This is a genomic window from Verrucosispora sp. WMMA2044, assembly GCF_027497155.1.
GTDB lineage: Bacteria > Actinomycetota > Actinomycetes > Mycobacteriales > Micromonosporaceae > Micromonospora > Micromonospora palythoicola.
The window spans coordinates 2,491,947-2,512,293 of sequence record NZ_CP114913.1; the positions used below are offsets into that span (position 1 = coordinate 2,491,947).

The 20,347-nt window shown below is 71.7% G+C and carries 19 protein-coding genes and 1 pseudogene; 8 read left to right on the top strand and 12 right to left on the bottom strand.

Annotated elements, in window-relative coordinates; all coding sequences use genetic code 11:
• Positions 1-19 precede the first annotated feature (19 nt).
• Genes O3597_RS11215 through O3597_RS11230 form a run of 4 tightly spaced genes read right to left on the bottom strand, consistent with a single transcriptional unit; the run spans position 20 to position 2,918 of the window.
• A complete protein-coding gene (locus O3597_RS11215; RefSeq protein WP_164446973.1) occupies positions 20-592 on the bottom strand; it encodes a hypothetical protein in 573 nt (190 codons plus the stop codon).
• Entirely contained in the window at positions 589-714 is a 126-nt protein-coding gene (locus O3597_RS11220; RefSeq protein ID WP_268968007.1) for a hypothetical protein, read from the bottom strand. Before O3597_RS11220 ends, O3597_RS11215 begins: the two co-directional genes overlap by 4 nt.
• 21 nt (positions 715-735) lie before the next feature.
• The gene (locus O3597_RS11225; RefSeq protein ID WP_164446974.1) at positions 736-1,758 is read right to left on the bottom strand and encodes a tRNA (adenine-N1)-methyltransferase; all 1,023 of its coding nucleotides are present in this window, start codon (positions 1,756-1,758) and stop codon (positions 736-738) included.
• Positions 1,755-2,918: a M50 family metallopeptidase gene (locus tag O3597_RS11230; RefSeq protein ID WP_164446975.1), complete on the bottom strand. Its 1,164-nt coding sequence runs from the start codon at positions 2,916-2,918 to the stop codon at positions 1,755-1,757. Before O3597_RS11230 ends, O3597_RS11225 begins: the two co-directional genes overlap by 4 nt.
• Before the next feature lie 83 nt (positions 2,919-3,001).
• On the opposite strand from O3597_RS11230, the gene O3597_RS11235 reads away from it, so the two are divergent.
• From O3597_RS11235 to O3597_RS11255, 5 genes are all read left to right on the top strand, one after another.
• The gene (locus O3597_RS11235; protein WP_164446976.1) at positions 3,002-3,916 is read left to right on the top strand and encodes a PD-(D/E)XK nuclease family protein; all 915 of its coding nucleotides are present in this window, start codon (positions 3,002-3,004) and stop codon (positions 3,914-3,916) included.
• Positions 3,917-3,995: 79 nt separating this feature from the next.
• Positions 3,996-5,192, top strand: a complete 1,197-nt coding sequence (locus tag O3597_RS11240; protein ID WP_164446977.1) for a sensor histidine kinase — start codon at positions 3,996-3,998, stop codon at positions 5,190-5,192.
• A 40-nt stretch (positions 5,193-5,232) separates the two neighbouring features.
• Positions 5,233-5,919, top strand: coding sequence for a response regulator transcription factor (locus tag O3597_RS11245; RefSeq protein WP_164446978.1), 687 nt, complete (start codon positions 5,233-5,235; stop codon positions 5,917-5,919).
• A gap of 280 nt (positions 5,920-6,199) precedes the next feature.
• Positions 6,200-6,967 (top strand): ABC transporter ATP-binding protein, encoded by a 768-nt coding sequence (locus O3597_RS11250; RefSeq protein WP_164446979.1) that lies wholly within the window; start codon positions 6,200-6,202, stop codon positions 6,965-6,967.
• Positions 6,967-9,516 carry an ABC transporter permease gene (locus O3597_RS11255; protein ID WP_164446980.1) on the top strand — a complete coding sequence of 850 codons (2,550 nt, stop codon included), beginning with the start codon at positions 6,967-6,969 and terminating at the stop codon, positions 9,514-9,516. Before O3597_RS11250 ends, O3597_RS11255 begins: the two co-directional genes overlap by 1 nt.
• A 57-nt stretch (positions 9,517-9,573) precedes the next feature.
• Here the strand turns inward: O3597_RS11255 and O3597_RS11260 are convergent, their stop codons facing one another.
• Together O3597_RS11260 and O3597_RS11265 are read right to left on the bottom strand one after the other, a co-directional pair.
• Positions 9,574-10,227 (bottom strand): HAD family phosphatase, encoded by a 654-nt coding sequence (locus O3597_RS11260; protein WP_164447367.1) that lies wholly within the window; start codon positions 10,225-10,227, stop codon positions 9,574-9,576.
• Between the two features lie 101 nt (positions 10,228-10,328).
• Positions 10,329-11,093, bottom strand: a pseudogene (locus O3597_RS11265) (neutral zinc metallopeptidase); the annotation flags it as partial.
• Between the two features lie 223 nt (positions 11,094-11,316).
• Here O3597_RS11265 and O3597_RS11270 point away from each other — a divergent pair.
• Positions 11,317-11,706, top strand: coding sequence for a YciI family protein (locus tag O3597_RS11270; protein ID WP_166458457.1), 390 nt, complete (start codon positions 11,317-11,319; stop codon positions 11,704-11,706).
• On the top strand, positions 11,706-12,944 hold the full coding sequence (locus O3597_RS11275; RefSeq protein ID WP_281604103.1) for a sigma-70 family RNA polymerase sigma factor: 1,239 nt from the start codon (positions 11,706-11,708) through the stop codon (positions 12,942-12,944). The genes O3597_RS11270 and O3597_RS11275 overlap by 1 nt, the downstream gene beginning before the upstream one ends.
• 16 nt (positions 12,945-12,960) lie before the next feature.
• On the opposite strand, the gene O3597_RS11280 is transcribed toward O3597_RS11275, so the two are convergent.
• From O3597_RS11280 to O3597_RS11290, 3 genes are all read right to left on the bottom strand, one after another.
• On the bottom strand, positions 12,961-13,968 hold the full coding sequence (locus O3597_RS11280) for a 1-aminocyclopropane-1-carboxylate deaminase (RefSeq protein WP_281604104.1): 1,008 nt from the start codon (positions 13,966-13,968) through the stop codon (positions 12,961-12,963).
• A gap of 143 nt (positions 13,969-14,111) precedes the next feature.
• A complete protein-coding gene (locus O3597_RS11285) occupies positions 14,112-14,744 on the bottom strand; it encodes an HNH endonuclease family protein (protein WP_281604105.1) in 633 nt (210 codons plus the stop codon).
• Positions 14,745-14,927: 183 nt separating this feature from the next.
• The gene (locus O3597_RS11290) at positions 14,928-15,596 is read right to left on the bottom strand and encodes a response regulator transcription factor (RefSeq protein ID WP_281604106.1); all 669 of its coding nucleotides are present in this window, start codon (positions 15,594-15,596) and stop codon (positions 14,928-14,930) included.
• Positions 15,597-15,836: 240 nt separating this feature from the next.
• Here O3597_RS11290 and O3597_RS11295 point away from each other — a divergent pair, with 240 nt between their 5' ends.
• The gene (locus O3597_RS11295) at positions 15,837-16,526 is read left to right on the top strand and encodes a DUF2306 domain-containing protein (protein WP_281604107.1); all 690 of its coding nucleotides are present in this window, start codon (positions 15,837-15,839) and stop codon (positions 16,524-16,526) included.
• 10 nt (positions 16,527-16,536) lie between these two features.
• Here the strand turns inward: O3597_RS11295 and O3597_RS11300 are convergent, their stop codons facing one another.
• From O3597_RS11300 to O3597_RS11310, 3 genes are read right to left on the bottom strand one after another with little or no spacing between them, the layout of a single operon-like run.
• Complete coding sequence (locus O3597_RS11300; RefSeq protein WP_281604108.1) at positions 16,537-17,577, bottom strand: hypothetical protein; 1,041 nt, start codon at positions 17,575-17,577, stop codon at positions 16,537-16,539.
• On the bottom strand, positions 17,574-18,659 hold the full coding sequence (locus O3597_RS11305) for a hypothetical protein (protein WP_281604109.1): 1,086 nt from the start codon (positions 18,657-18,659) through the stop codon (positions 17,574-17,576). The genes O3597_RS11300 and O3597_RS11305 overlap by 4 nt, the downstream gene beginning before the upstream one ends.
• The gene (locus O3597_RS11310; protein WP_281604110.1) at positions 18,659-20,314 is read right to left on the bottom strand and encodes a hypothetical protein; all 1,656 of its coding nucleotides are present in this window, start codon (positions 20,312-20,314) and stop codon (positions 18,659-18,661) included. Before O3597_RS11310 ends, O3597_RS11305 begins: the two co-directional genes overlap by 1 nt.
• Between the last annotated feature and the right edge of the window lie 33 nt (positions 20,315-20,347).

The window sequence follows — 20,347 nt, forward strand, 5'->3', positions numbered from 1 at the left end:
CCGGAATCACCCGGTCGGGCTACAGCAACGGGCGACCAACCACCGAGGCGACCAGCCGGGCGAACTCCTCCAACCGGGCGATCTGCCCGGCACCACCGTCGTCGAGGGTCTTACCGAAGCGCAGGGCGTCGTGGCGCGGCCCGCCGGCGGTTTCCTCGCTCGGCGGCGACTCGTCCAGCGAGGTCAGCAGCAGGTACACGTCGATGCTGTCGACCCGGATGTCGCCGTTGTCGTGGCGGAACAGCCGGCGCCGGCAGCCGACCTCGGTGACCGAGGAGACCGGCACCACCCGCAGCGAGGAGGTCATCGAGCCCGGCGGTCCCTCCCCGGGTGGCACGTCCTCGCCGTGCCAGAGCACCAGGCGGCTGCCGTCGCAGACGACGACCTCCTGCCACACCCCGTTCACCTCGTTGACGAAACGTTCCAGGGTGAAGCCGAGCACCGAGGCGCCGCGCAGTACGCCGCCGAGCGCCTCCATGGCGACGTCGGGGTCACGCAGGTAGGCGCGCGCCGCCGATTCCAGGTCGGTGTACGGCGACCAGTCGGGAAACACGGCCGGCAGGTCGCCGCCGCCGAAGCCGGGGCGACTCATCGGATCACCTCGTCCCACCCGGCACCGGCCCGGGCGTGGGCCGGATCACGCCGACGGTCCACCGCCCACTCACGCCGCCACGTCGGGCCACCGCCGAACCCGCCCCGGATCAGCCCGCTCACTCCCCGCCGCCCCTTCCGCCGTCACGGCCTGTCCGTCTCCCGCGTCACGTCGGGTGGTGTCTGCCCGCCCGGCGCGTCGTGCGCCACCACGGTCGCCTGCCGGGCCGCCTCCGCCTCGCGTAGCGCCTGGCGGCGTTGCGCGTACGCCTCGGTGCCCTTGCTGGGCTTGCGACGCCGTGGCGGGGCGGTGACTCCGGGGGCGAGCTTACGCGCGGAGACGAGGAACGCGGTGTGGGCGATCATCCGGTGGTCGGGGCGGACCGCCAGCCCCTCCGCGTGCCAGTCCCGGACCAGGGACTCCCAGGCCCGTGGCTCGGTCCAGCCGCCGCGCTCGCGCAACGCCTCCACCAGCTCGGACAGCTGGGGCGTGGTGGCCACGTAGCCGATGAACACGCCGCCGGGCAGCAGCGCGCGTTCGACCATGTCGAGGTTCTCCCAGGGGGTGAGCATGTCCAGGATGATCCGGTCGAAACCGGTCTCGCGGCACCCGGCGACGTCACCGACGTGCAGGTGCCAGGCCGGGTGCGGGCCCTGGAAGAACGACTCGACGTTGCGTCGGGCGATCTGGGCGAAGTCGTCGCGCAGCTCGTAGGAGTGCAGTTCACCGGAGGTGCCCACCGCGCGCAGCAGTGAGCAGCTCAGCGCGCCGGAGCCGGCACCGGCCTCGAGCACCTTGGCGCCGGGGAAGATGTCGCCCATGGCGACGATCTGCGCGGCGTCCTTGGGGTAGATCACCTGAGCGCCGCGTGGCATGGAGAGCACGTAGTCCGACAGCAGTGGGCGCAGCGCGAGGAACGCGGTGCCGCCACCGGAGGTGGTCACCACGCTGCCGTCGGGCAGGCCGATCAGCGCGTCGTGCGCCAGGATGCCCCGATGGGTGTGGAACTCCTTGCCCGGCTCCAGGGTCACCGTGTGCATCCGCCCCTTGGGGTCGGTCAGCTGCACCCGGTCACCGGGCTGGAACGGCCCCCGCCGCACGGCGGGCGGCTCCACCTTCTCCTCGGGGAGGTCGCTGGCCGGATGGGCGGAGTGGGTGACGGTCACGTGTTCATCTTCCGGTGAGGTTCGAGCAGTTGAGCCAGATCCGCGATGTGCAGAACGCCGACGACATCTTCGCCTGCGGTCACCACGTACTGTGCGCCCGGGTGGGCCTGCACGGTCTCCAGCACCCGTTCGCCGTCGGTGTGCACCGGGATGGCCGGCAGGTCGGCGAGGGTACGGGCGACCGCGTCCACGGCCAGCCAGGGCCGGCGGGCCTCCGGCACCGCCGCGGCGGCGACCGGGTCGACCAGAGCCACCGGCCGGCCGGCGGAGTCGGTCACCAGCAGCGCCGCCGGGTGCGGTGGCCCGGTGAGCGGGTGGGTCGGCGCGGCACGGCGCTGCGCCTCGGCCAGCGGGGTGCCGGTGGGCACGGTGTGCACCGGGCGGGCGAGGGTGGCCAGGTCGACAAGGGGAAGCCGACGGCCGATGCGGGACATCCGGATCGACTGTCCGGCACCGTGCCAGAGGGTGAGGGCGACAAGGGCCGTCAGCGGCAGCGCCAGCAGGCTCAGCACGTCTGCCGCGTAGAGCGCCGCCACCAGCAGCGCGGTGCCGACGGCCAGGATCCGCCCGGCCCAGCCGGCGACCTCGGTGGCCCGGTGCCGGTCCCGGGTCAGCGCCCAGACCACCGCGCGCAACGCCCGACCGCCGTCCAGCGGCAACCCGGGCAGGATGTTGAACAGCGCGACGATGACGTTGCTCGCCGCGAGTTGGAAGGCGAGCTGGTCGGCCACGGTGCGGTCGGGCAGGGCCAGCGTGGCGGCCACGGCGGCCGCGCCGAGCACGGCGGAGACGGCCGGTCCGGCCAGTGACACCAGCAGGTCCACCCGTGGGGAGGGTGCGTCGCGGTCCATCTCGGTGTACCCGCCGAGCAGTTCCAGGGTGATGCCGCGTACCCCGATGCCGAAGCGGCGGGCGGTGAGGGCATGGCCGAGTTCGTGGGCCAACACCGAGCCGAGCAACGCGAGGACGAACCCGGCGCCGACGAGGTAGCCGCCGAGCGGGGACAGTTGCAGTCGTTGACCGGCCAGTTCGCCGTACAGGACCGTGATCAGGAGGGCGAGCAGCAGGATCGAGGCGTTCAGGTACAGCGGCACTCCGAGAATCCGGCCCACCCGGATGCCGGGACGCTGGCCGGCCCGTGGTCGCCTGCGCTGTTCCATCGGGCTGATGCTACGCGGCGGGAGATCACGTACCGGAGCGGCGGCGGTCGGCCTGTCGTACCGGTGGCCTAACCTTCCGGGGCATGACGGCGGATCCGGTGATCACTCAGCAGGCCCCGACTCCGACGCGGCTGCCGGCGACGGTGCGGGCCTCGCTGTCGCCGTCGCGGGCGGCGGATTTCAAGACCTGCCCGCTGCTCTACCGGTTCCGCAGCATCGACCGGCTGCCGGAGCGGCCCAGCGTGGAGCAGGCTCGGGGCACGCTGGTGCACGCGGTGCTGGAGCGGTTGTTCGACCTGCCGCCGGCCGCCCGCACTCCGGCGGCCGCCGGTGACCTGGTGCCCGGCCAGTGGGAGCACCTGGTCGCCGAGCAGCCCGAGCTGGCCGGGCTGTTCGCCGATGACGACCCGTCGGCCGTGACGGAGTTCCTCCGCTCGGCGTCGGCCCTGCTCGGCGGCTACTTCGCGGTGGAGGATCCGCGCCGGCTGGAGCCGGCCGAGCGGGAGAGTCTGATCTCCGCGGTGGTCGACGACGAGCTGCTGATCCGCGGCTACCTCGACCGGCTCGACGTGGCTCCCGACGGCGCGCTGCGGGTGGTGGACTACAAGACCGGCGGCGCCCCACGGGAGGCGTTCGAGGCGCGGGCCCTGTTCCAGCTGAAGTTCTACGCCCTGGTGCTGTGGCGCACCCGTGGCGTGGTCCCCCGGGTGCTGCGCCTGCTCTACCTCAAGGACGCCGAGGTGTGCGACTACGCCCCCGACGCCGAGGAACTGGTGCGCTTCGAGCGGACGGTGGTGGCGCTGTGGCGGGCGATCGAGCAGGCCACCGCCGCCCGGGACTTCCGGCCTCGGCCGAGCCGGCTGTGCGACTGGTGCAGTCACCAGGCCCGCTGTCCCAGCTTCGGGGGGACTCCGCCGCCGTTCCCGGAGCCGACGGCGACGCCTGATCCGATGCGCGACGCCCGCTCCTCCCCCGCGCCACCCGGTGCCGACGAGTAGCCGCTCTCCTTCCCGGGGATGAGGAACGAGTCACCACACAAGACGATCTTTCGGCGGCCTGGGCGGTTAGCGTCGGGGCGTGGGTAGCGCGCTGAGGGAGTGGCTGCGTCGCAGTCCGGCGGCCGGTGACTCGCTGCTGGCCGTTGGTCTGGTGCTGGGCGAGGTCGTGTTCACCCTGCTCACTCCCCGGGAGTTCTGGCCACGACCGTTGCCGACGGCACTGGGCTGGAGTGTGTTGTGCGCGGCGCCGGTCGTGCTGCGCCGGGTGGCGCCGTGGCCAGCACTGCTGGCCGCGTTGGCCACGCTGCTGCTGCCGGTCGTCATCGAGGTGGCGCCGACCACCCAGAGCCTCACCTTCGTGGTGCTCACGTACACGATGGCGGCCTACCGTCCGGTACGTCCGGCACTGGTGGCGGCGGTGGGGCTGTGGCTTCCGGTGGCGGTGGTGAACGCACTGGTGCCGCCGGTGGGCATTCCGCAGGTCGGTTCGGCGTTCCTGATCGCGAACAACATCCTGGTGGGGATCGTGTCGTTCTCGGTCGGCCGGACGGTGCACGCGCGCCGCTCCTCCACCGAGGCGCTGCGGGAACGGGCCCGGGTCGCCGAGGCCAACCAGCGGGCGCTGGCCGAGCAGGCGGTCGCGGACGAGCGGCGCCGGATCGCGCGGGAACTGCACGACGTGGTGGCCCACCACGTGAGCGTGATGGGGGTGCTGGCGACCGGGGTGCGCCGGGTGCTGCGCCGCGACCCGGACAGCGCCGACGAGGCGATGGCCACCATCGAGGAGACCAGCCGGGCGACCCTGCGGGAGCTGCGCCGGCTGCTGGACGTGCTGCGTACCGAGGCCGAGCCGGCGGCGGAGTTGGCACCGCAGCCGGGCATCGCCGGTATCGAGGCCCTCACCGACCAGGTCCGCGAGGCCGGGTTGCCGGTGACGTTGACGGTGACCGGCACGCCGGGACAGCTGGAGGAGGGGGTGGCGCTGACCGTGTACCGGATCGTGCAGGAGGCGCTGACCAACGCGCTCAAGCATGCCGGGACGGCGACCGCGCGGGTGCGGGTGGGTTTCGGTGGCGACGCGGTGGAGGTCGAGGTCACCGACACCGGTCGGGGGCCGTCACCGGACACCGACCGGATCGGGCACGGCCTGGTCGGGATGCGGGAACGGGTCGGCCTCTACGGTGGGATCCTGCGCACCGGCGCGCGAAGCGGTGGCGGCTACCGGGTGTACGCCCGGATTCCGGTCGAACCGCTACCGGAGTCGAGCCGACGGTGAGGTGGGCCTGGTGAGCGGTGCGATCGACAGGGAGGACCAGATGGCCGATGCGACGGGACGCGCCCGACCGGTGCGGATCCTGCTCGCCGACGACCAGCCGCTGCTGCGTACGGGCTTCCGGATGGTCCTCGGCGCGGAGGCCGACCTGGACATCGTCGCGGAGGCCGGTGACGGGGTGGAGGCGGTGGAGCTGTCCCGTCGCTTGTTGCCGGACGTGGTGCTGATGGACATCAGGATGCCCCGGATGGACGGGGTGAGTGCCACCCGGGCGATCGTGGACGCCCGGTTGCCGGTGCGGGTGCTCATCCTGACCACCTTCGACCTGGACGAGTACGTGGTGGGGGCGCTGCGGGCCGGGGCGAGCGGCTTCCTGGCCAAGGACGTGCCGGCGGAGGACCTGGTCACCGCGATCCACACGGTGGCCGCCGGTGACGCGGTGGTGGCGCCGCGGATCCTCCGTCGGCTGCTGGACCGTTTCGCCGACGTACTGCCGGACCCGTCCGCGACCCCGTCGAAGGCGTTGGGCGCGCTCACCGAACGGGAGCGGGAGGTGCTCGTGCAGGTCGCCCGCGGCCTGTCGAACGCCGAGATCGCCCGGGCGCTGTCGGTGAGCGAGACCACCATCAAGACCCACGTCGGGCACGTGTTGACCAAGCTGGGACTGCGAGACCGGGTGCAGGCCGTGGTGTTGGCGTACGAGTCGGGCCTGGTCCGACCTGGCGGTTAACGCCGGCGTTGCATCGCTCACCTACCGTGACGGCCTGCGGTGGAAATCGGTTGACCCTCACGCGACGGCAACGTCCAGGATGACCGTGACCACCATCTGCTGATGGCGACAGTTGCCGGAGTCGGGGACAACCCTGACATCGGTTGGGGGGTACCCGCAGCCGGAAATCCGTTCCGGCTCCGCCCGGAGTCGGACGGATCGGCGGCGGGCAGCACAGATGATTGTTTCGCACCGGTCCAGCGGGGGCGGTGCGAGCTGACGCGACGGAGAGGTACGTGACGTGACCGCTACCACAGGCCAGTCGGCATCGGCCGCAGCCCGGGCGAGCGACGTGTGGAAGGTGTACGGCAGCGGCGAGGCACAGGTCATCGCCCTGCGGGGGGTCAGCGCGGAGTTCGAGCGCGGACGGTTCACGGCGATCATGGGCCCGTCGGGCTCAGGTAAGTCGACGTTGATGCACTGCCTGGCCGGGTTGGACTCGGTGACCAGGGGGACCGTGGAGATCGGCGAGACCACCGTCACCGGGCTCGGTGACGCGGGTCTGACGAAGCTGCGCCGCGACAAGGTCGGCTTCATCTTCCAGCAGTTCAACCTGCTGCCGACGTTGACCGCCAAGGAGAACATCCTGCTTCCGTTGTCGATCGCCGGCCGGAAGCCGGACCAGGCCTGGTTCGACGTCGTGATCGACACGGTTGGCCTGCGGGACCGGTTGGGTCACCGGCCGGCGCAGTTGTCCGGCGGCCAGCAGCAGCGGGTGGCCTGCGCCCGGGCCCTGGTGGCCCGCCCCGAGGTGATCTTCGCGGACGAGCCGACCGGCAACCTCGACTCGCGCTCCGGCGCGGAGGTGCTGAACTTCCTGCGCAACTCGGTACGCCAGCACGGGCAGACGATCGTGATGGTGACCCACGATCCGACGGCGGCCGCGTACGCCGACCGGGTGGTGTTCCTCGCCGACGGGCAGATCGTCTCGGAGTTGATCGAGCCGACCGCGGACACGGTGCTGGACACGATGAAGAAGCTGGACACCCCCGCCGAGGTGGCCGGCTGATGTTCCGGGCAACTGTGAAGAGTCTGCTGGCCCGCAAGGTCCGGCTGATCCTGTCCGGCCTGGCCGTGGTGCTCGGCGTCATGTTCGTCTCCGGCGCCTTCGTCCTCACCGACACCCTGGGCCGTTCCTTCGACTCGCTGTTCGCCGACGCGTACGCCGAGGTCGACGTCAACGTGGCCGCCAAGCCGAAGCTGGAGCTCGGCGAGCTGGAGGGCGAGCAGCTCGCCACCCCGTTCCCGGCGGCCACCGTGGAGACGGTGCGCGCGGTGGACGGGGTGGCCGAGGCGACCGGAGTGGTCGCCGCCGACGGGGCCCGGTTGATCGGCAGCAACGGCAAGGTCGTCACCTCGTTCGGGCCGCCGCAGTTGGGCGGGAACTGGACCGGCGAGAGCGACCTGGTGCGGTTGCGCGAGGGCCGGGAGCCGCAGGCCGACGACGAGATCGTGATCAACAAGGGGTTGGCGGACGCCGGTCGGGTGGCGGTCGGCGACCGGGTGGGCGTGCTCACCCTCCAGCCGCGCAAGGATTTCACGATCGTCGGCATCTTCGGTTACAGCGGTGACCGGGACTCCCTCGGCGGCGCGAACGAGGTCATGTTCACCACTCCCGTGGCGCAGCAACTGATGCTCGGCGAGTCGGACGTGTTCAGCAACGTCGTGGCCACCGCCGCCGACGGGGTCTCCGACGAGCAGCTGCGTGACGCGGTGGCCGCGGCGGTCGGCGACGGCTACGTGGTCAAGACCGGCGAGCAGCTCTCCGCCGACGCCGCCGCCGGTCTGAAGGAGGGACTGTCCTTCTTCAACCGGATCCTGCTCGGCTTCGCCGCGGTGGCCCTGCTGGTCGGGACGTTCCTGATCCTCAACACCTTCTCGATCATCGTGGCGCAGCGCACCCGGGAACTGGCGTTGCTGCGCGCGGTCGGAGCCAGCGGCAAGCAGATCATCGGCTCGGTGGTGCTGGAGGCGATCGCCGTCGGGTTGATCGCCTCGGTGTTCGGTCTGGCCGCCGGCATCGGCATCGGCGCGTTGCTGGCGTACCTGTTCGGCAACCTCGCCGGCGGGCTGGCCCTGGCCGGGGTCGGGGTGCCGGCGTCGGCGGTGATCGGCGCGTTCGGTGTCGGCCTGGTGATCACGGTGTTGGCGGCGCTGCTGCCGGCGCTGCGGGCCGCCCGGATCCCACCGATCGCGGCGATGCAGGACGTGGCGACGCCGGATCGGCCGTTGACCAAGGTGACCGTCGGCGGTGCGCTGGTCACCGCGATCGGCGCCACCCTGCTCTTCCTCGGTCTGGGCGGGCACGCCGGTGACAGCACGCTGGCCACCATCCTCGGTGGCGTGCTGTTCTCCTTCATCGGAGTGGCCCTGCTGACGCCCCTGATCAGTCGTCCGGTGGTGGCGGCGCTGGGATCGGTCTTCTCCGGCTGGGTGCCGGGCAAGCTGGGCCGGCTCAACTCCGGTCGCAACCCGCGCCGCACCGCAATCACCGCGGCCGCGCTGATGGTGGGCATCGCCCTGGTCACCGGCATCACGGTGATCCTGGACTCGGCCAAGAGCAGCATCAGCGGGCTGGCGCAGGACAGCATCAGCGCCGAGTTGGTGATCGCCGGGGCACAGTCCGGTCCGCGCCCGCCGACGTTCGACCCGGCGGTGCTGGACGAGGCGAAGGCGATCCCCGGGGTCCGCCTCGTCGACGGCGAGTACGGCGACATGGCGCTGGTCGGCGGCGAGCGCACCTGGGTCGGTGCCAGCAGCGAACCGAGCGCGCTCGTGGAGATGTTCGGCCTCACCGCGACCGCCGGGGACATCGGGCGGCTGGGACCGGGCCAGATGCTGATCAGCTCGGACGCGGCGGAGTCGCGTGGCCTGTCGGTCGGCTCGACCGTGCCGGTGCAGTTGGCCCGGGGCGACGAACGCAGCTACACGGTCACCGGCATCTACGAGAGCACCCCGCTGTTCGGCGGCGTGACGTTGCCCGCCGAGGCGGCGCGTGACTTCTCCATCCCGCAGCCCATCCAGGGTTACATCCAGCTGGAGTCGGGGGTCCGGGCGGCCGACGTGCTGCCCCGGGTGGAGGCGCTGCTGGCGGACAGCCCGGAGGTCTCGGTGGCCGACCGCGACGCGTTCATCGAACAGCAGGCCGGGCAGCTCGACGGGCTGCTGCAGATGATCCAGATCCTGCTGGCGCTGGCCATCGTGATCGCGGTGCTCGGCATCGTCAACACCCTCGCCCTGTCGGTGCTGGAGCGGACCCGGGAGCTGGGTCTGCTGCGTGCCATCGGCCTGCGCCGGTCGCAGACCATGGGGATGATCACCGTGGAGGCGGTGGTGATCTCGGTGTTCGGCGCGCTGCTCGGCGTGGTGGTCGGCGCCGGCCTGGGTGCCGCGGTGGTGGAGGCCCTGCGCGACGAGGGCATCACCAGACTGGTGCTGCCGTGGGGCCAGATGGGTGTCTTCCTCGGCCTGGCCGCGATCATCGGCGTGGTCGCGGCGGCGCTGCCGGCGATCCGGGCCGCCCGGATCAACGTGCTGGGCGCCATCGCGCACGACTGACCGGTGAGGCGGGCCCCCGGTGCGACGCGACGCGCGTTGCGCCGGGGGCCTGCTCGGTCAGCCCGGGGTGGAGGCTGGACGCAGCAGCCCCGCCAGCAGTTCCAGGTCGGCCAGCAGCAGGCTCTCCAGCTGGTGTACGCCGTCGGTGGGTGCCAGCGGTACCTCGGCGGGCACGGCCAGCACCGCGGCCCCGGCGGCGACCGCGCTGGCCACCCCGGTCGCCGAGTCCTCGATCGCCACGCACCTGTCGATGGGCACCCCGAGCAGCCGGGCGGCCGTCAGGTACGGCTCGGGATGCGGCTTGGTCGCGTCGACCTCGTCGCCGCAGACCACCACGTCGAAGCTGTCGCGGCCGAGGGTGTCCAGGGCGATCTCGACCAGGGCCCGCCCGCTGGAGGTGACCAGGGCCGTCGGGATCCGCGCCTGGCGGACCGCGCCGAGCAGCGCCAGCGCCCCGGGGCGCCACCGCAACCCGGTGCGGAACAGCTCAAGGATCCGCGCGTTGATCCATTCCGCGCTGGTCCGCGGATCCCGGTGCGGCTGCCCCAGGTCGTCGTGCAGGATCCGCATCGAGTCGGCCATGCCCGTGCCGATGATCGCGCGCCGGGCGTCGGCGGACAGGGTGCCGCCGTACTGCTGCGCCAGTTCGGCCAGAGCGACGTCCCACAACCGCTCGCTGTCGACCAGGGTGCCGTCCATGTCGAAGAGCACGGCGGCTGGACGGGTGCTGTTCACCGGATCCTCCTCGGGCTCGGTTGACCGGTGAATCCTGTCAGCCGACGGTGGTCCGGCGCTCGGCGCAGTGAACTTTCTCAACCGAGGTCGCAGGCGGTCAGGGACCGTTCGTAGCCCCGGAAGAACGCCTCCGAGCGCTGCTCGGGGGTGCCGTGGGAACCCTCGGCGAACCACGGTTGACCCGGGTCGTCGCCGACGGCGAGCAGTCCGTCGTTGAACTCGTCGAGGTCACCCTCTTCCAGGGTGAGCCGGTCGGACCGGACCGAGTCGCCGAGGAACGCCCCGGCCATGCAGTCGGCCTGTAGTTCCTGCTGGATGGTGAAGTTGTACCGGATGCCCAGCCGGGTCTGGATGCCGTGCGCGTACTCGTGCCCGAGCAGGTAGAACACGAATGCGTCGCCGATCTGCCGGAAGGCGCCGAACGACCAGTTGATGTCGTACGCGATGTAGTCGTCGATGGTGCAGTAGACCGCGTTGTTGCGGGGCACCTCCTGACCGCCGCAGGAGACCTCACCGTCACGCTGGTACGGCAGGACCTGCCTGATCGGCCGGAAGGACTGTCCCGAGGCCTCGAACTGGTCGGCCCAGTACAGCTCGGCGAGCCGCTGCGCGTCGGCCACGTCCTGGTGGAACTCTTCCACCGTGTCGGTGCCGTCGGCGCGGGTCACCTCCGCCGTCGGCTCGGCCGGTTGCGGCTGCCCGTTCGGGTCCGCGGGCCCGCCCACCGGCTCCACCATGCAGGCGGCCGCCGCCACCAGCGCCACCGCCAGGCCGGCGAGTCTGCCCCGGCGTAACCCTCGCCCACCTGCCGCCACCGCACGCCTCCCGCCTCGACGTCGCCGGTCCTGTACCCCGACGGTACGACCGTCACGCCCGTTGCCGTCAGGTACGCCTTACCGCCCCGTCCGGTTCAGTCGCGCGTGTTCCATCCGCTCTCCCGGCCGGTCGCGGAGAGACGGCCTATGGTGCGGTGGTCGGTGTCCGGTACGCACACCCGGCTCCGACGTCCCCGATGAACCGGCACCGCGATGGTGGCGGGCGGGAGAGGGAGACGCCGTGAAATACATGATCATGCTGTACGGCTCGCAGCGGGACTACGACGCGATGGCCGGGCACGGCTCCGACCGGCCGGCGATGTCGGCCGAGCAGGTGGCCGCGATGCACGCGCACATGGGCAGGGTGCACCAGGACCTCGCCGACGCCGGTGAACTGGTGGACGCCCAGGGGCTGACCGCGCCGGTGCACGCCCGTCGGGTCCAGGTGCGCGACGGCGCGACGATGGTCACCGATGGTCCGTACCCGGAGACGCAGGAGGTCCTCGCCGGGTACACGGTGGTCGAGTGCGCCAGCTTCGACCGGGCCGCCGAGATCGCCGCCATGCTGGTCAACCCGGACAACCCCGGCGAGTACGTCGACGTCCGTCCGATCGCCGAGGGCATCGACGACCTCGTCTGATGGGTGGACCGACCGTCGAGGAGCTGCTGCGCCGGCTGGCGCCGCAGGTCCTCGGCGCGCTCGTCCGCCGCTACGGGCACTTCGACACCGCCGAGGACGCCACCCAGGAGGCGCTCATCGCGGCGGCCACCGGCTGGCCCCGGGACGGTCTACCGGCGAACCCTCGGGGCTGGCTGATCACGGTGGCGTCGCGGCGGCTCACCGACCTGCTCCGGGCCGAGCAGGCGCGACGGCGGCGGGAGGACGTCGTCGGCCGGCGCGTGGTGGCCGAATGGCGGCTGGCACCGTCGGGTCATCGGAGCCCGGACTCCGACGACAGCCTGATCCTGCTGTTCCTGTGCTGCCATCCCTCGCTGTCCCCGGCCGCGCAGGTCGCGTTGACCCTGCGGGCGGTCGGCGGGTTGAGCACGGCGGAGGTGGCGCGGGCGTTCCTGGTGCCGGAGCAGACCATGATCCGGCGGATCAGCCGGGGCAAGCAGCGCATCCGCGACAGCGGCCTGCCCTTCGCGATGCCCGACCCGGCCGAGCTTCCGGGGCGGCTGGCGGCCGTGCTCCGGGTGCTCTACCTGGTCTTCAACGAGGGGTACGCGAGCACATCCGGGCCCGGGTTGCTCCGCGCCGACCTGTGCGCCGAGGCGATCCGGCTGACCCGGCTGCTGCGCCGGAGCATGCCCGACACCGCCGAGGTGACCGGTCTGCTGGCGTTGCTGCTGCTCACCGATGCCCGCGCACCGGCGCGCACCGGTCCGCACGGCGAACTGATCCCGATGGCCGAACAGGACCGCTCCCGCTGGCGTGCCGATCAGATTGCCGAGGGCACGGCGCTGGTGGTCGAGGCGCTACGCCGCGGGCCTCCCGGGCCCTACCAGGTGCAGGCCGCCATCGCCGCCCTGCACGACGAGGCGTCCGGCCCGGAGCAGACCGACTGGCCGCAGATCGCGATGCTGTACGAGGTGCTGACGACGATGGACGCCAGTCCCGTGGTCGCGCTGAACCGTGCCGTCGCGGTGGCCATGGCGGACGGCCCCGACGCGGGGCTGGCGCTTGTCGAGAAGGTGGCCGCCGACGGTCGGCTGGCCCGGGACGCGAGGCTGCCCGCCGTACGCGCACATCTGCTGGAACGCCGCGGCGACCCGGCGGCGGCCCGCGCCGAGTACCGGACGGCGGCCGCGCGGGCCACGAATCTGGCGCAGCAGCGGTACCTGAACGCTCGCGCCGACCGCCTCACCGACGGCTGAGCGAAACGTTTGGCAGTCAGCTGAAGAGCGTGTGGTAGGCGTTCAGGGCCGGCTGCCCGCCAAGATGGGCGTAGAGGACGTTGGCGTCGGCGGGGATGTCCCGGGTACGGACGAGGTCGATCAACGCCGCCATCGACTTGCCCTCGTACACCGGGTCGATGATCATGCCTTCCAGTCGGCCGGTGAGCCGGATCGCGTCCAGGGTGGACTGGATCGGGATGCCGTAGCGGTCTCCGGCCCAGCCCGGCAGCACGGTGATCTCGTCGTCGCGCAGGTCGCGCCCGAGACCGATCCGTCCGGCGGTGTCACGGGCGATCTTCTCCACCTGGGCCCGGGTCTCGTCGAGCTTGGCCGAGGCGTCGATGCCGAGCACCCGGCGGGCCCGGTCCTGGCCGGCGAAACCGGCGATCATCCCCGCCTGGGTGCTGCCGGTGACGCTGCACACGACGACGGTGTCGAAGAAGATCCCCAACTCCCGCTCCTGTTGCTGGACCTCGTAGGCCCAGTTGGCGAAGCCGAGCCCACCCAACGGGTGGTCGGACGCCCCGGCGGGGATGGCGTACGGCACGCCACCGCCGGCCCGGACCTCCTCCAGCGCCCGCTGCCAACTCTCCTTGACGCCGATGCCGAATCCGTCCGGCGCGAGGCGCACGTCGGCGCCCATGACCCGCGACAGCAGAATGTTGCCGACCTTGTCGTTGACCGGATCCGGCCAGTCCACCCAGCTCTCCTGCACCAGCACGGCCTTCAGGCCGGCCCGGGCGGCGACGGCGGCTACCTGACGGGTGTGGTTGGACTGCACGCCACCGATGCTGACCAGAGTGTCCGCGCCGCGGGCCAGGGCGTCGGCCAACAGATACTCCAGCTTGCGGGTCTTGTTGCCGCCGAAGGCCAGCCCGCTGTTGCAGTCTTCCCGCTTGGCCCAGATCCGGGCGCCGCCCAGGTGGCGACTCAGCCGGTCCAAGGGGTGGATCGGGCTCGGACCGAAGAGCAACGGGTAACGGTCGAACTCGTCGAGAGACATGCAACATATTGCACGTTGCATGATGTCGACTGTCAAGCCTTCGTCCGGTCCTCCGACAACGAGCGGCCGACTTCGACGGGTACGGCGACAGCGACGGGGGCGTGACGTCGACGACGTCACGCCCCCGGGTCACCGGTGCCGGCTCAGCAGGTGTTGAGCATGGTGGTCAGCGCCGACTTCTCCGCGCTGTTCACGGTGAGGCCGTAGTACCACTTCACCTGGATCCACGCCCGGGCGTAGGTGCAGTGGAAGGCCGCGCGCGGCGGCTTCCACGCGGCCGGGTCCTTGTCGCCCTTCGACGAGTTCACGGTGCCGGTGACCGCCCACAGTTCCGGTCCACCCAGGTCGTTGGCGTAGGTCTGGCGCCGCGCGGTGGTCCAGGCCCAGGCGCCCGACCGCCAGGCCTCGGCGAGCGGCACCACGTGGTCGATGGAGATGTCGGCGGGGTTCGTGCGGGTCACTCCGTCGTACGGGCTGTACCAGGAGCCGGACGTCGGATAGCAGCTGGAGTTCACCACCACGTTGCTGCCGTCCCGCTTGAGCACCTGCTCGCGGGTGTTGCAGGCACCGGTGATCGTGATCCAGTGCGGGAACAGGTCACGGCTGTAGCTGGATTGGTGAGACTCGGCCGCGACGGTGAGGGAGTTCAGCCGGCTCACCGCCGTGCTGTACGAGGGGATGTTGGGCGGGGTGGCCTGGGCGGTCGACGGCACGAGCACGACCGACAGGACGACGGTGATCACCGAGACGACGGCGAACCTGCGTAGGTGAGCCACGGGGCGACTCCTGACTGTCTCCTGCGACGGCGGGTGGGGGAACCCGACTTGGGGGCGCGGCAGGCGACATCAGGATTCTCGCAAACATCTCGATCAATAAATGTCATCGCGCCACAAGCCCCGTGAACGCCACGTGAAGACCGCCCCCGGCCCTCGGCCACGAAGCCCTTCGTGGGCGAGGCGCTACCCCGAGCGGCCCGGGCGGACGCGGTCGGTGTGGTACGCCCACATCGCGATCTCCACCCGGTTACGGACACCGATCTTGACCATCAGGCTGGCGATGTGGGTCTTCACGGTGCTGAGGCTGATGTGCAGTTCCTCGGCGATCTCGGTGTTGGTGCGACCACGCGCCACGGCGAGCAGCACCTCCTCCTCCCGCAGGGTGAGCGCGTCCACCGGCTGTGGTGGCGGCGCGGCCGGACCCGCGTCGGCGAAGGCCCGCAGCAGCCGCGTGGTGATGTTCGGCGCGATGAGCGCGTCACCGGCGGCGGCAGCCCGCACGGCCTGGGTGAGCAGGGCCGTGCCGGCGTCCTTGAGCAGGAAACCACGCGCTCCCGCGCGCAGCGCGGCGTAGACGTACTCGTCGAGGTCGAACGTGGTGATCACGACCACCGCCAAGGGGTCGAGCACGGCCGGCCCGGCGAGGCGGCGGGTGGCCTCGATGCCGTCCACACCGGGCATCCGGATGTCGAACAGGCACACCTCGGGACGGAGCCGCCGGGCGAGGTCGACGGCCCGGTGACCGTCACCCGCCTCGCCCACCACCTCGATGTCCGGCTGGGCGTTGAGGATCATCGTCAGTCCGGTACGGACGATCTCCTGGTCGTCGGCGACGATCACGCGGATGGCCACCCCACGATTGAACACCGCCGGCGTCCCGACCCAAAGTACGGCCGGCCGTCCCGTCCTTCGGCCGAGTCCTCGTCGGCCCGCACTCCGATGAGTCTCGCCCGGCCCTTCGCCAGGATCGACGGAGCAGGAGCGACCGGGTCCCCTCCCGACCGAACCGCGTTCCGCGTCCGCGCAGCGCCGGGCGGGCCTGGGACGGGGACGTGGTCACGGTCCTGTCCTCAGCAGAAGGGACGCACCGCTGTGACGCCTTCCGCCAGATCGAACTGGCTCATCCCCGCCGGCCTGCTGGCGCTCGCCGCCGTACCGGTTCTCGCCGGGGGCCTCCGCCTGGCCGAGTTCGCCGGCGGCGCCCAGGTGCTGCCCGACGGTGACCGGATCACCTCGGCCCCGCTGCCCGTGGTCGCCCACATCGTCGCGGTGACCGTGTTCAGCGTGCTAGGCGCCTTCCAGTTCGCGCCCCGGTTCCGCCGGCGCCATCGCCGCTGGCACCGGGTCGCCGGTCGGCTGCTGATTCCGTGCGGGCTGCTCACCGCGCTGAGCGGCCTGTGGCTGACCTTGTTCCTGCCGCCAGGGCCCTTCGACAGTGACGCGTTGGTCGCCGTCCGGGTGGTGGTCAGCGTCGCCATGGCCGGGTCGATCGTCCTCGGCCTCGTGGCGGTCCGACGCCGTGACTTCGGCCGACACCGCGCGTGGATGATCCGTGGCTACGCCATCGGGATGGGCGCGGGCACCCAGTTCTTCACCCAGATGGCCTGGCTCGCCGCCGTCGGTCCACTCACGACGTCCGGCCGGACCGGGACGATGACCGCCGCCTGGCTGATCAACGTGCTGCTTGCGGAATGGATCATCCGGCGGCGTGGCGGTACCGCCGGAACGCGCCCGGCGGTGCGCGGACGCCGCGCCCGAGAGGACACGGCGCTTGCCGTGTGAGAACCGCCGGTCAGGGTGGCGGCCCGGCCGGAACCGCGCCCGCCCGCAGGTCCACGCGGATCCCCTCCAGGATCACCCCGGAGGCCTGCTCGACGACGACGGGCGACCGCGGACGCCGCGCCTCGCCGGACCCGGCCGTGGCGAGCGGCAACGGCACGAACGTGCAGTCCCGGACCACCACGTCCCGATAGTCGAGTACCCGGAACGAGTGGTCGATCTCGCTGCGTCCCCAGCCCGCGATCCGAACCGCGTACAACGGACCGTTCCAGGCCACGTACGCACCGTCGACGCGGATCCGCGCGCCGACCGGGTTGTCGCCGCCGGAGTGGAACCGGTCCGTGTTGTCGCCCGGCAGCAGCCGGAAGCCGATCTCGACCTCGCTCAGGTGGACCCGGTCCACCGTCACGTCGTGCACCGAGCTGAGGTAGAACCCCTCGAACGCGTCGGACACGCGTAGGTCACGGATGTCCAGGTGGTGCGGGTGGTAGGAGGGGCCGACGATGGAGTCGACACCATCGCCGACCGCACCCCAGTGCACGGCGACGCCGGTGCAGCCGCCGACGATGGACACGTCGCTGATGGTGATGTCGCGTACCGCGCCCATGACGGCGACACAGTTGGCGGCGCGCTCGTCGTGGCGCTCGACCTGGACATGTCGGATCTGGATGTCCTCGATCCACTGCGTCTCGGCCGGGTAGAGGTAGTTCCCGACGGTGATGGCGGTGCCCCGGTCGCCGCCGTGCTCGCCGGGCGCGCACGGCGGCGGGCGGAAGCCGATGTCCTGGACCGTCACCTGGGAACCCAGCACGTGGACGATGGGCTCGCCGGCCGACGAGGACGACGTCAGCCACGTGGTCACCGGCCCGGGTCCGGGCGCGGCGCCGGTCAGCGTCCAGCCCGGACCGAGCACCACTCCCCGGTCCAGGGTGAAGGTGCCCGCCGGCAGCCGCAGGGTGCCCCCGGTCCCGGACGCCAGGACCTGTTCGAGGGCCCGCCGGTTGGCCGCTGGATCATCGCTGAGCGTCAGGTCGTGGTGGTGGTGCCCGGTCACCGGTGGCACTCCAGCTCGACGAGCTGACAGACGGTCTCCGCGACCCGCCGCCGTACCGCCGGGGTGTCCCGCTCGGCGAGCCCGACCAGCACCGGTCCGGGAGCCGTACGCTCGACCACCACGTCGAGGGCGTCCTCGCCCTGCGGGACGGCGCTCACCCGGCATCCGGTGCCGTCGACCAGATGGACGCCCCGGACGACCAGCCGGTCCGGGTGCGGCGGCCGGGTGAACGGCGACGCCTCGAACAGCGCGTATCCCGCCCCACGCTGCGCCACCCGGAACGCCTTCAGCACGGTCTGGCCCTGGTGGCGGCGCAGCCACTTCTGGCTCGGCTGACGCACCGCGGCCGGTGGGGCCGTGCCGGCCGAGATCCGCAGCCGGCACCGTACGGTGGGGTCGGCGGCGTTGACCACGACGAACCTCGACCGGGGGTGTCCCTGTCCACGACCTCGCGCCCCGACCAGGCCGCCGGCACTGACGAGCCCGGCCCACTGCGCGGCGGCACCGGCGAGTCGAGCGGCGCCCTCGCGCTGGTCGGCCGCGTCGATCGCGACGATCTCGACCTGGTTGATCCGGACGCCGATCGCCGCCAACGGGCTGAGCTCGGTCGCCGCCCAGGGCGGCAAGGCACCGTCCACCACCTCGACGATCAGCAGGCCGTCGTCGCCCACCTCGCCGGCCCGCAGATCGAACTCCACCCAGGCGTGGGCCTCCACCATCCGCAACCGTCCCCGTTGGCGGCTGATCAGGGCGGCGGCCCGGTCCGCGCCCTGGGCTCGGACCATGACCAGCCGTGGCAGCTCGCGCATGCCCCGGGTCGGTGCCGCCGCCCGCGACCAGGCGGTCTGCGAGGCACCGTCGACGTGCAGGTCGACCCGGACGCGGACCGGGCGGCCGTCGGTGCGAATCTTGAGCACGACCGCGCCGGACCCACTCTGGACCCGGCCCACGATCGCGACGCCCCGGGCGACCTGGTCGGCGAGCAACACGTCGCGATCTCCACCCGAGGTGAAGGTCGCGGGTAGTTCCCGGGCCGGGATCGGCTCGTCGAACTCGGTGGCGAACCAGGTACCGATCGCCACTACCGGACACCTCCCGGCACCTGGAGATCGGTCCGGGTCAGCACCGGCTCGCGCCGGGTCCACATACGCTCGACGGCCTCGAAGACCGGGTCCGCGTCGCTCTCGATGTGCCGGAAGGAGGTCCGCACCGCGCGCAGCAGGTAGTCGGCCGGCCATACCTCCCAGTGCGGCACCTGAGGGGTGAACAGGTCGGTGGCGCTGCGGTAGAACCACAGCCACAGGCGGGCCCGCTCGACCTGCTCGGCGGAGATGATCTCCTCGCCGTTGAGCATGGCGCTGATCGCGGCGTCGAGTGCCTTCCAGTACGTCTCCGGGTCGTTCACCACCGTGGACAGACCGCACTCACTCCACTCGGACCAGCCGGCCTGGATCACCGGGATGCCGTACGCCGGCAGCTCGTTGCTGACGCTGCCGCGTACGGTCACGCCCAGGTCGACGAGGCTCCACAGACCGTTCTTGCTCAGGTCCTTGCTGGGCTGGAACACCATGTGCCGGTGCCGGGCGTACCGTCGGGCGACCGAGTCGAAGAAGTCGGTGCTGTCGTAGCGGAACTGGCTCGGATGGTCCTGGAACAGCCACTGCACCTCGCTGGCGGTACTGGCGAACTGGGCGGTCTCGGCGAACCAGTCGGCAAGCGTCGGGAACGACTGGTGGTTCGTGCCGGGCGCGTCGGACACGGCGTGGTTGAACACCGCCACCACCGGACGGGCCGGGTCGAACCCCAGCCGGGCGGCGAAGTGCGTACGTAGCCGGGCCCGCTCACTGCTGTTGGTGATGTCGACGGAGGCGCTGGCACCGCCCCGCCACCAGCTGGGCCGACCCAGGTTGACTTTCGAGCGCCAGGCGACGAGTTCGGCGTTGCGCCGCACCTCGTTGCGTCGCGACCACACCCGCTGTTCGAAGAAGGCGCCGATCTGGAGGGTGAGTTCACCACGGAAGGTGTGTTCACCGGTGTCGTTCTCCGGGAACAGCGCGTACGCCTTGAGGCACCCGGTCTGCTGGGTGTGCACGACCGGCACCCCGGCCCGGCGCGCGGAGTCCACCGCGAGCCCCCAGTGGTCGTAGTCGACATGACTGGTGACCAACGCGACCACCGAGCCGCTGCCGAGCAGGGCGTCGTAGGCCGAGGAGATGGCTCGCGCCAGCGCCTGCCGTCGGCGGTAGCGCGGGTCGGCGTCGGGGTTCTCCGGCGGCCGGGGCCGCTTGGTCACCCGGCAGTAGGTGGCGCTGACGAACTCGGCGAGGGTCTCCTCACTGACCGGCGTGCCGGGGGGCAGTGTCCGTCCGAACAGCTCCACCGGCACGGCACCCGCAGTGGCGGAGCTGGCCGGCCCCTCCACGAGGCGGTACAGGTCGATGACCTGGCTGGCACCGTAGGCGGCGGCGATCCGCTCGACCAGCTTCACGTCGAACTCGGTCCACAGCGCCTCGTGCCACATCTGCTCCACCCCGGTCACGACGACCAGTTGGGCGGGGACGATGCGGCGGATCGCGTTGGCGACGGACAGATTGCGCATCGCCACCCTGATGTCCTGGTGGAACACCTCGACGACGAGGTAGTTCTGGGACGTCGTGGAGCCGAGGTTCTTGCGCCAGTAAACGTCAGCGGATTCGAGGAAGGCCTCGAACTCCTTCTTGTCAGCCCCGAGCCACACCCGAAGAACCGCCTTCCCCCGCATACCCGTCTG

Coding starts and splice junctions, on each gene's coding strand:
- O3597_RS11245 (WP_164446978.1), top strand. CDS start 5,233: ATGGCCGATGCGACGGGACGCGCCCGACCGGTGCGGATCCTGCTCGCC.
- O3597_RS11270 (WP_166458457.1), top strand. CDS start 11,317: ATGATCATGCTGTACGGCTCGCAGCGGGACTACGACGCGATGGCCGGG.
- O3597_RS11255 (WP_164446980.1), top strand. CDS start 6,967: ATGTTCCGGGCAACTGTGAAGAGTCTGCTGGCCCGCAAGGTCCGGCTG.
- O3597_RS11275 (WP_281604103.1), top strand. CDS start 11,706: ATGGGTGGACCGACCGTCGAGGAGCTGCTGCGCCGGCTGGCGCCGCAG.
- O3597_RS11235 (WP_164446976.1), top strand. CDS start 3,002: ATGACGGCGGATCCGGTGATCACTCAGCAGGCCCCGACTCCGACGCGG.
- O3597_RS11230 (WP_164446975.1), bottom strand. CDS start 2,918: ATGGAACAGCGCAGGCGACCACGGGCCGGCCAGCGTCCCGGCATCCGG.
- O3597_RS11215 (WP_164446973.1), bottom strand. CDS start 592: ATGAGTCGCCCCGGCTTCGGCGGCGGCGACCTGCCGGCCGTGTTTCCC.
- O3597_RS11280 (WP_281604104.1), bottom strand. CDS start 13,968: ATGTCTCTCGACGAGTTCGACCGTTACCCGTTGCTCTTCGGTCCGAGC.